Here is a 573-nt window from a genome sequence, read left to right on the forward strand (position 1 = left end):
GGCCATTGACCGGACCTCGAAGTTCGCCTATGCGGAGTTGCATGAGAAGGCTGGGAGGATGGCGGCCGCCCAGTTTCTGCGCAACCTCGTGGCCGCCGTCCCCTACGCCATCCACACCGTGCTCACCGACAATGGCATCCAGTTCACCAACCGCACGCAGGACCGGCACGCCTTCGAGCACATCTTCGACCGCGTCAGTCGCGACAACGGCATCGAGCACCGGCTCACGAAAGTGAAGCATCCGTGGACGAATGGTCAGGTCGAGCGCATGAACCGCACGGTCAAGGAGGCCACCGTCAAGCGTTTCCACTACGACAACCACGATCAGCTCCGTCAGCATCTCCAAGACTTCATCGACGCTTACAACTTCGGGCGCCGGCTTAAGACACTGACGGGGCTAACCCCCTACGAATACATCTGCAAATGCTGGACAAAGGACCCTGAACGCTTCAGGCTCGATCCAATCCATCAAATGCCGGGACTAAACAGCTAGGCTCCGCTCAGTTCCGGTCCTCCGGAAAGATCGGGATCGGCATGAATTCGACGCCGTCATCGGCGAGGCTTTTTGCCTCT

1 protein-coding gene is annotated in these 573 nt (G+C 59.3%); it reads left to right on the forward strand.

Annotated elements, in window-relative coordinates; all coding sequences use genetic code 11:
* Window positions 1–493 (forward strand): integrase core domain-containing protein (locus EN851_RS34125; protein ID WP_135931046.1); only part of this gene is annotated, 493 nt, incomplete at its 5' end.
* Between the last annotated feature and the right edge of the window lie 80 nt (window positions 494–573).

The organism is Mesorhizobium sp. M8A.F.Ca.ET.208.01.1.1 (assembly GCF_004791315.1).
GTDB lineage: Bacteria > Pseudomonadota > Alphaproteobacteria > Rhizobiales > Rhizobiaceae > Mesorhizobium.